Here is a 10,020-nt window from a genome sequence, read left to right as displayed (position 1 = left end):
TCATTTTCGAGAGACCTCGACCTCTATCCCGGCAACGACGCGCCAACCACCTCTACACCCTCATCTGTGAAGAGCCCGATTACGCCCGGCGGGACAACTCCCGCGGACACCCGCGAGTCGGCAGAATGCCGTACGAGCTGTGAAGGATTACCTCGACTACACGGCGTTTTCCCGAACAGGCCTGATCAGGTAATTGGTTTCGGCGGAGCACTACACCGTCGACGATGCGACGTACGCCGTCGACAGCCTCGCCGTTGACTGGAACGTGCAGGCCGCGAAGTCCGCGCGAAGCTAGCTCTCCTCAAACCCAGACTGATCGAACTTCAGCGTTTTGGCGTTCTCGGCGACCGTGCGAATCTTGTTCTCGTCGAACCCGTTTGAGTCGACAGCCTCGATTTCGATTCGCACCACTAGTTCAATTCCTTGGTCGCGCAGGTTTGCGATGACCTCATCCGCGATGTTCTTGAAATCGAGCGCGATCTTGTCCGAGCTGAGGGTCTTCACGCCGTAGAAGCGGGTCTTGGCCGGCGGGAACCCGACGTCGACGCCTGGTCCCTTGGCCGGCTGCGGTTTCGTTGGCGACGGACTGGGATCCCCAGATTCGGGGGCAGGCTCTTCTTCGGCACGCTGCTTGGTGGCAACATCGGGGCGCACGAGCAGGAGCGAGTCCGTGGCAACCGGTGCGGAATTGGCATCGCCAGGAATCCACAAGCCGACGTACCGGCCGTCTTGGTAGCCGGTGGCCAACGCGAAAGCATCGGTCTCCCAGATCAGGGGAAGCTCACGGACGCCTTCTTGCAACACTTTCCGATCGCGGAGGCGCGGCATATAAGGATACTGGCAGTACAGCTCCCACAGCGCGCCGAGCGTAACGTGCCCGTCTTTCCAGATCTGTGGGACCTTGTTGATGGCAAGCCGAACGGTCACGGCGGCCTGCTGTGTTGACAGATCCCCGTCGCTGCCGAGACGACGGGACACTCGTTCGGCCAGTGACTCCGACTGTCCTTCCACCTTGGTCTCGCGCAGGATGAAAGGCGCTCCCGGATCGGGCTGTGACGGAATGAGGGCCCACGTAAATGTTTGCAGCAGACGCGATTTGACCGTCTGGTCGGCCGTTGCCTGCCGCTGGGTGGCCTGATCCTTCTGGTTCGTGGTGAGATCCAGATCGGCCTCGTTGGCCAGGACGTGGCTCCAGCCGAGGTAGTCGCGCACCGCGTTGTCGAGCTCTTCGAGTCGTGCTTCGTCGGCGGCCAGAAACACGAGCATGTTGCGGTTGGAGCGGTTCGCAGTGCCACGCTGCTCCGTTGCCTTGTGCGCGAAAGCCTTTGCCGCAGAATCGGTACCCCGCTTGTGTGCGACCTTGGGATGCAGGATCACCAGCCGGGCTTCATCGGTATCAGGAGTATCGGCATTCGATTCCGGGCACACGTGCACACCGGCGAAGTCGCCGCGGGTACGTGCTTGGGCTTGCAGACGGAGCGCGATTTCAGCCCAGACGTCTTCCTTGTGCAGGCGCTCGGCTTGGTCCTTGGCGGTACGAGTGATGTTGGCCTGCAGGTCATACCAGTACTTGCCGGACCCCAAGTAGAAGTAGGTAGCCCGATCGCCGAGCTGAGTCAGCGCGGCATGGAAGTTGCCGGGGACATCGCCGGGCACCGCGGTTCCCAGGAAGACACGTTGGGTTTCGAGCCCCTTGTGCGCCGAGCCGATCGTCGGTACGGCGCCGAAGAACACGGTTCGAGCGAGACGTTTGGTCAGGGACCGCTGACCGAACAGCGGCTTCGCAACGTCGATGCGGGCCGGTTCGGAGTTCGGGCCGTCGACATCGGCGTCGATCACGGCCTTCCACGAATCTTGGAGGTAGCTGGTCAATTCCGAGTTCACCCGTCCGACCGCCAGCGGTATCGAGCCCGGCATGATCAGCGGTGACGAGTCGTCACCGGTCCACAGCGCGTGGATCACGGTGCTCATCAGGCGCAGAACTCCACGGGTGCGCTGGAACCGCTCCAGCGACGACCACTCCTCGTAGAGACGGTCGAAGAGTTCGGGGTGAATGGGATAGGTCCGTTTGATGCGGTCCTCGTAGGCCGGCTCCCGGGATTCTCGCGGGAAGTCGTCGTTGTACTTGCGGTAGAAGTCGACATAGGCGCGCGCGGTAGCGCCGATCGATGCCAGCGCAGCCGCGTCGGGTTGTTGGAACAGTCGTTGCCGCACGATTTGATACGCCTCAAGCGATGATGCAGGACGCCACTGGTCGGCGAGACGGCCAACGACGCGCTGCAGGCGATGTAGGGCCTCCAGTCCGTTGGAGCCGCCGACTTCCTCGGCGCTTCCGGCGATGGGCTCTGAACTGTCGATGGCGTTGGAAGCCGGTATCGAAATGACCAGCAACACGCCGGACGTTCCTTTGGCGGCTTCGGTGAGCGATTGCGCGAAGGTGAACTGGTCATCGAACGTGCCACCGGCGAGGTCATCGCGTCCGACGAGTGAGCGGGCGTAGGCAACCCATTCGTCGATGAGTATGACCGCGGGGGAGTACTTCGCCAGCAGTTCGTGGAGCGCCGCGCCCGGAGGCGTTCGGTTGACATCGGCTTCGGCGACAAGTGCGTACGCCTCCGCGCCGCCCAACTGCCAGGCCAACTCGCCCCACAGGGTGTTGACGTGAGGGCCGTCCGTCTTGGGTTCGCCGGCTGGGCTGAAATGATTGCCGACGATCGCGACGCGGTTCACCATGCCGGCTTGGTAACCGTTGGTGGTCAGCAAGTCTGCGGTCTCCTGCGGGAAATCACCCACCGGAAGCCCGGCCGCGACGTGCCACAGGGCCAGCATCGAGTGCGTCTTGCCGCCGCCGAAATTGGTCTGCAGGTTGATCACCGGCGGCGCGTTGTCGTCGCCGGACAAGCGCCTGACGGCACGGCCGACGAGATCGGTCAGTCCCTCTGTCAGGTAAGTGCGTCGGAAGAACGTCACCGGGTCGGCATAGTCCGAATCCTGTTCTCCGCCGAAGGCAACCTTGTGGAGGTCAGCCGCAAATTCGGAGGACGCGAAGTTTCCCGTCGCAACATCATCGTGCGGTGGCAGCACTTCCCGCCACGGCTGGAGGCCGGCGGCCTCGGGATTGTCGACAGCCGCCTTGAGTACCTTCTTGTCGTCTTTGTCCGCGGTAACTCGGCGCAGATTGCGCTTGATGGTTTGGACTTCGTCCGCCTCGGTGCTGCCGCCGATCAACCGCAGCAGGCGCTCGGCAGTGTCCAAGGTGCGGTAGGCATCGTCGTCGCTGAACGAACCGTTGTGTGCCCACGTGTTTCGCGCCTCCCGAAGCTCAATGGCGAAGGACTCCCCGGCCCTGCCGAGCGCTTCGTTGAATGGGTACCAGCCCTTCCTGAACCCGCCGGTGATGTTGCCTTCGGTCAGCATCCGCAATTGCACCTGCGGGTCGAGTGGCTCGTATGTCTTGGTCGACGGGGCGCCGTTTTTCGAGTCCTTGTTCTGGACGAGTTTGGGCCAGGCCGCGCCGAGGGCTGGGTCGCCCTGTCCGATCACTGAGGAGATGAAGTCGTCCAAGGCAGGCGCGATGACCTCGAACATGCGGTTGATGCGGTCGCGATTGCTCAGCGCCATGTCAGTCGTCTTCCTCGTCGTAGTCCAAGGTGCCCTGTGCGCTCGTTGCCGGAGCATCGGCCCGTGCCACATCGAGAATTTCGGGCCAGCTGGTGACCAGGCTGTTGAAGCTCAGCGCGTCCTTGGTCCAGCCGTTGCTCTCGGCGATCCGGAACAGGAGGTGCGCAAGCTCTTTCACCAAATCGGCATCGATCGCTGCGTCCGGTCGGGTCAGCGCGATGCGCAGGAATTCGCCGGCGGGGGTGATGCCGTCGCCTTCCAGCTTCTTGATCAGGTGGTGCAGGACTTCCCAGTTGCTGGTGTGTAGGTCGGCGAGCACGTCGTAGTCGGAGGCCAGGTCAGACGGTTTGATCAGCTGGACCTTGCCGGCCCTGCTGATCAGGATGCCATCACGATCCATAGTGTCGACGGAAGTGTTGCGGGCGTTGGCTAGGTTGTTGGCGTCTCCGAAAGTACCTGTGTCGTAGCCATGTTGGCGATACCAGGCGATGGCGAATCGGCTTGTCGAATCGAAATCGCCCTCTTGCTCGTTGAGCACCTGATCGAGGATCTCGTTGATGCGCGCCAGCGCTGACCGCACCGACATCTTCGAGCCGCCGGGTTCGATGACGGCTGAGTATCGGGAGAACACCGCCATGCCTGGCCCGATGGCTGCCTGTGGCAGGTCGACCGGGGCGATTGCGCCTTGCTGCAGTTCTCTGAGTGCGAAGGGCAATTCGGCCTCAAGCGCGGCAATTAGGCCCCGACGGTCTATTGTCGCTGCTCCGTCTGGCCGCGGTCGAAGTGAAAGAACGATGGAGGAAGCCAGTGCATTGGAGCCGCTCGCAATCATTCGATAGCCCTGTTCACTCCGAAGTGGCCATGTCGAGGTGATCTCCCAACCCGAGCGGATCATTCCTTCGAGCAGCGTTTCCCACCCCGTCGAGGCCTCGCCGCCTTCCGTTGTCTCACTCTGTTTGAACGCGTAATAAACGGTGATCGGATAGTTGGGCGATGCGCTGACCTGCGCACGGGCGAACACTTGCCGAAATCCTTCCTCGAAGAATTCGCGTGCGCCCTGGCTGCCAGCATGTCGGTATGGGTTGGCGACGAGTTCCTCCGCCTTGGGAACCAACATTGTTGAGAGGAGATACGGGTGGATAGGCCGGACTGCGCGACGCAGCCAGATGTAGAAGTAGTCGGACAAATCCGAATAGCCGATGTTGTCGTAATACGGCGGATCCGTGGAGATGACGGCGTCGTTGTAGTTGGCACTTGTCGCGTCGACCTGTGTCACAGTCCCGTCAACTTGGGTCGGCCCGTTCTCGAAAGCATCAGTGATCCAATCGAACTGGCTGACGAAATTTCCGGTTGAACAGGAGAAGAGGTTGACCTCCGCGAAGTCCCAGGTCATCGGGATCGCTTGTCGGCCGAAGGTATTGCGTACCTTGCCCAGAGATGAATCCCAGCTCGCGATTGTCGATGAACGATCGGCGGTGCGGCTAACGCCTAGCCCCAAGTAGGTTGCGACCGCATCGGCGTAGGCCGCGGCACCGGTGCCGCCGGATTCGAGACGGTCGCCTTCGGACAAGCCTGAAGTCAGGGCATCGGCGAGTACGCGCTCGCGAGCCTCAGCAACAAGGTCGCTGCACGTGGTGAGCGCAATGAGCTGCCGCGGTGTGAATAGGTCGGCAAACGTGCTCATGCCGTAGTTCGGAGTTTTGAAGTCGCGAGGATTGTTCGGTAGTTCGCCCCCCGGTACGTCGGCGGGATGCGGAACTTGTGCGGCTACTTCGTGCTCAGGCGTCGATTCCAGATAGACGCGAGTCCGGTCGCCCTCAGCGACGGTTGCCATGAGGTGCGAGCCCATGCGCCCTCCTCGGCCCTCGGCCCGAATGTATTTCAGCTCAACTGCTGACCCGCAACCAATGCAGGTCGCCCCGCTGCGCCCAACCGTGCCGTCGGTCTCCGAGGTCGGCGCAGTCTTCGGATCGTGGCCGATGGAGAAGCTGACCTTGCCGTCGACCACGGACGGCACGACGTACGCCTCTTTGCCTTTCTTCTTACCGAGCCACCACGACCGCACCAACGGCATCGCAATACGACACGCCGGGTTGGGGCAGGTGACGGTACGTGCCCAAATCCAGGCAATGACAGTCGCTGTCGACCCATCCGGCAGGGCTGCCTTGGGGTACAGGTGCCCGATCCGCTTTTCGGCCTCATCGCGCATCCACGCCCCATAGGCCCGCACGTCGGCGGCCAGACCTTCGGCGCCTTTCCATGAGCGGATCTCGGATTCAGCGAGGCCCGGGAACACTGGCGGCCGGTCGCGGAACTTCGGCGGAATCTCGATCAGCGCCTTATTGATCAGTACCGCAACGGGATTGAGGTCCGATGCGTGCGCCTCCAGACCGAGCCGCTGTGCTTCGAGCGGTATCGTGCCGCCACCGGCGAAGGGGTCGAGAATGGGCGGCGGATTGCCGCCAGTCGATTTGAGAATCTCAGCGTGGGCCTCGGCCATCAGCGACGCATCCCACGAGTTCCTCCAAACGACTAGTCGCTGGATCAGGGCATGCAGCCGGTCGCGCTCTTTGCGTTGGAGTTCGTCGGTTGGGAATTCGTCCGGATGGGCGCTCGGATCATCGACAAGTTGAGCGAACAGCACCGCCCGCGCTGCCACGTTCGGGCGCCGGGCCCACCACAAATGCAGTGTGCGTGGGTGTGGGCGGATCGCTGGAACCTTCTCGTATGCCGACTCTCGGTTGATCGCCTCCAAAGGGAGTGCAACCTCAATGAGTTTGCGTTTGCGCACCGGCTTCGCCGTTGTATCAGCATCTGTCATCAAAATGGCTCGGTTCCCTTGTCCCACATCTTTTTCCAGTCTCCGCGCACCCCGGTCGCGTCGAAATCTCCGAGATCCGTTGAGGCGAACGGATTGTCGAGGTAGCGCACCTCGTCGTACTCAGCGCCGCGCGGGTCGACTCGCACCAGCGCAAGTCGGTACCGCGGCGCGGCATTCTTGCCGAGAATCACCTCGTTGTGGGTGACGAAGAAGTCGGTGGCGCCGTCGATGCGGGCCTTCACCTCGATGCGGTAGGTGTCGCCGTTGGCATCCGAGGACAAGATGTCAAAACCCTTGTTGTTGAAGGCTTGTTCGAACGGATCACGTCCCAGCGCTCGTTCGACACCCAGCACCAGATCGACGCCGCGGCGCTCGACTTCCTTGGTCTCCTTGGCATGCATTGGTGCAGAGGGCGGTAGCTCGTTATCTACCATGCCCACCGGAAGCACCAAGGCCGCGGTGACGATGCGCGGCGGCTTGGTCGACATCAATGCCTGCCGGTCCAGCAGCTCTAACCGTTTACGGAGCCGGGAATCAAGCTCGACCGCCTTGCGATTGAGGTTCTCCGAGGATTCCTTGGGCTTCGCCCCGCCCTGCTCCTTCTCCGACGCCACGAGCGCCTCGAGCAGTAGCCGATCGCGTTCTTCCTCGAGGCGTTTGGTCACCTGTTCGCGGGTCTTGGCGAGTTCGGCGGCACGGCGCGGCTGTACCTCTGCCAGGTATTCGGGTAGTTGGGTGGTGATGATCCAGCTGGTGGCGCGGTCTTCGGCGTCGGCAAGCCAGGACAGTTGGCGGGCTGCGGTGACTGCCGGCGTCTCCGGCGCAGCGACACAGTCCAGGTAGGGAGCGGGTCCGGCCGGCCTGACGGCGCCCTGGCTGTCCACGTATGCATAGCCGAACCGCCTGGACACCGAAGCGCCGGTAGCGTCGGTCACCTCTTCGGTGACACCCACAAGGAGCTGCGGCTCGTCCAGCGTCGCCGACACCAACACGGTCCCGTTGGTGAGAGTTTCACTGAAGCGACGGATCGCTTCGTGCATCACCGCGTCGTGGAGGGGGTGGCCTGGGGCGAGCAGATCAGCGCGGGTGAGTTCTTCGGAATGTACGTGTCCCAGGTCGAAGGTCACGCGGTCGTATCTGGTGGGAACGGGCCCGAACTTGCCGTCGCGCAAAGGTGCTGGGACGTTGGTGATTTCGTATCGGCCGCGCTCACGTTTGGTGATGCGTCCGCCGAGTCGGGTGAAGGCCGCCTTGAAGGCCATCTCGATGTAGTGGGGCTGCAACCGGCGTGCTCGCGCGTCGTCCATGGCCGCGCGCAACTTCTCCAGCTCGGCCTCGGCGAGATGGTCGGACGCCAGGGCACGTTCTTCGAGCAGTTCCTTGAGCCCGTCGGAGACGTTGTGATCGATGACTTGCTGCATCTTGGCGCGTGTCTCGGGCAGCTCGCCGTAGCGAATGGCCTCCAACAGCAGGTCGCGCAGCGGGGTCTCGTTGAACGCTTCGCCTAGTACGTCGAAAACTTTGCCGCCGTAGGCTTCCCGCTGTTCTTCGATCTTTTCGAGCAGGCGGACGAAGACGTCACCCTCGCGGGTGTTGCTGGCCACGATGTTCCACAGCCGGCAGACTTCCTCCTGGCCGATGCGGTGGATACGGCCGAACCTTTGTTCGATGCGATTCGGGTTCCAGGGCAGATCGTAATTGACCATCAGGTGCGCGGCCTGCAGGTTGAGTCCCTCGCCGGCGGCATCGGTGGCCAGGAGGATTTGGCAGTCTCGGTTCTTGGTGAATTCTTCGGTGATCTGGCGGCGCTCCCGACGCCGGACCCCACCATGAATGGCCTGCACGGCAGCAGGTTTCCCGAGCAGCGAGCGGATCCGGCCGGCCAGGTAATCGAGGGTGTCGCGATGTTCGGTGAAGATGATGAGCTTGCGCGGCCATCCGTTGGTATCCGTCGTCAGTGCCTCGTCGTGAAGGATGTTGCTCAGCTCGGTCCACTTGCGATCGGTACCGGAATCGCGAACTTGTTTGGCGGCGCGGGTCAGCTCCGACAGTTCGAGCAACTCGGCGTCGAGTTCGTCCACCGTCTGCGCTGCAGTAGCGGCATCGAGCAGTTCCTCTTCGAGCGCTTCGATCTCTTCGGAGTTGTAGTCGTCGGTGTCAAGGGCATCGACATCGACGGTCGGTTCGTTCTCGACGTAGGTGCCGTTGACGATTTCCTGCTTCTTGCGCTCGAGCCGTTCGGTTCGGCGGACCAGGCTCTTGTAGATCGCCTCGGGGCTGGACGCGAGTCGTCGTTGCAGCACGGTGAGCGCGAATCCGACTGTGTTCTTGCGCTTTCCGCCCACCCGGTCGGCGCGGTTCATGCCTTCGCGGACGTAGGCGGTGACCTGCTCGTAGAGCGAATGTTCAAGGGCGGTCAGCTCATAGGGCACTGTCTCGGCACGGCGCTCTGGGAACAGCTTCTTGCCGTCGAAGGTGAGGAGGTCCTCCTTGACCATTCGGCGCATGATGTCGGCGGTGTCGGTGGCCTTGGTGTTCCTGCCCTCGAACCGGTCACGGTCCAGCAGAGTCAGGAAGAGATTGAAGTCCTCGTTCTTGCCTGAGTGCGGCGTCGCCGTCATCAAGAGGAGATGACGCGTGATCCGGCCGAGAAGCTCGCCGAGCTGAAAACGCTTGGTCTTCTCCAGCTTTCCGCCGAAGTAGTGGGCGCCCATGCGATGCGCCTCGTCGACGATCACCAGATCCCACTCGGTCTCCGTGAGCTGAGCCTGCAGTTCCTCGTTGCGGGACAGCTGGTCCATACGGGCGATGAGCAGCGGGTTGGTCTCGAAGACGTTGAGGTCGACGTGGGCATCGATGAGCTGGTTGGTCAATAGGTTGAACCGCAGCCCGAACTTGAAGAACAGTTCGTCCTGCCACTGTTCCACCAGGCCACCCGGGGCGACGATCAGGCATTGGCGGACGTCGTCACGCAGCAGGAGTTCCTTGATGTAGAGACCCGCCATGATGGTCTTGCCGGCACCGGGATCATCGGCGAGGAGGAATCGCAGCGGCGTCCGGGGGAGGAGTTGTCCGTAGACCGCGCGGATCTGATGCGGCAGTGGACGCACGTCGCTGGTGGCCACCGCCAGCATCGGGTCGAAAAGTCCTGCGAGGCTGATTCTTTGGGCCTCGGCTACCAGTTTGTAGTCAGATGCTGATGCGTCGAATGGTCGGCTGGCCGCCGCGGCTGCACGCAGCTGGTCCTGGTCTTTCCTGAAGACGACTTGCTGACCGAGCGCACCGTTGTTGGTCCGGTACGTCAGCTCGACTGCCTCGGTGCCGTGCTGTTGGGCGGCGAGCACGGTGACGATTTCAGCGGGGATCAGTCCTTCGATGCGGAGTCCCGATTTGAGCTCTTCTAGCTGCACACGACCTCCAGGCATGACTTCTTGGAGGTGTTCGCTGTCGTCTGCAAACCGGTGTCGCCCGAGAGCGCGTTGCGCGCAGGGGTATGCCAACCGTCAGACATGTCGACTGGCCACCCCGACGCTCCCTTCGTCCGTCGGGAGAGCCATGTATAGATGGTGCAGCCGACA

At 62.4% G+C, this 10,020-nt stretch carries 3 protein-coding genes; all 3 read right to left on the bottom strand.

Going from position 1 to position 10,020, the window contains the following annotated elements; genetic code table 11:
- Positions 1 to 291 precede the first annotated feature (291 nt).
- From ACJH6H_RS23295 to ACJH6H_RS23285, 3 genes are read right to left on the bottom strand one after another with little or no spacing between them, the layout of a single operon-like run.
- On the bottom strand, positions 292 to 3,621 hold the full coding sequence (locus ACJH6H_RS23295; RefSeq protein WP_207546857.1) for a Swt1 family HEPN domain-containing protein: 3,330 nt from the start codon (positions 3,619 to 3,621) through the stop codon (positions 292 to 294).
- Position 3,622: 1 nt separating this feature from the next.
- A complete protein-coding gene (locus ACJH6H_RS23290) occupies positions 3,623 to 6,442 on the bottom strand; it encodes a DUF1156 domain-containing protein (protein WP_064860468.1) in 2,820 nt (939 codons plus the stop codon).
- Positions 6,442 to 9,852, bottom strand: a complete 3,411-nt coding sequence (locus ACJH6H_RS23285) for a helicase-related protein (protein ID WP_061001008.1) — start codon at positions 9,850 to 9,852, stop codon at positions 6,442 to 6,444. Before ACJH6H_RS23285 ends, ACJH6H_RS23290 begins: the two co-directional genes overlap by 1 nt.
- Positions 9,853 to 10,020: the final 168 nt, after the last annotated feature.

Origin of the sequence: Mycobacterium sp. SMC-21, from assembly GCF_045310825.1 — a bacterium.
Lineage (GTDB): Bacteria > Actinomycetota > Actinomycetes > Mycobacteriales > Mycobacteriaceae > Mycobacterium.
Note: the sequence above shows the minus strand (reverse complement) of the source record. Positions and strands in the feature narration are given on the sequence as shown.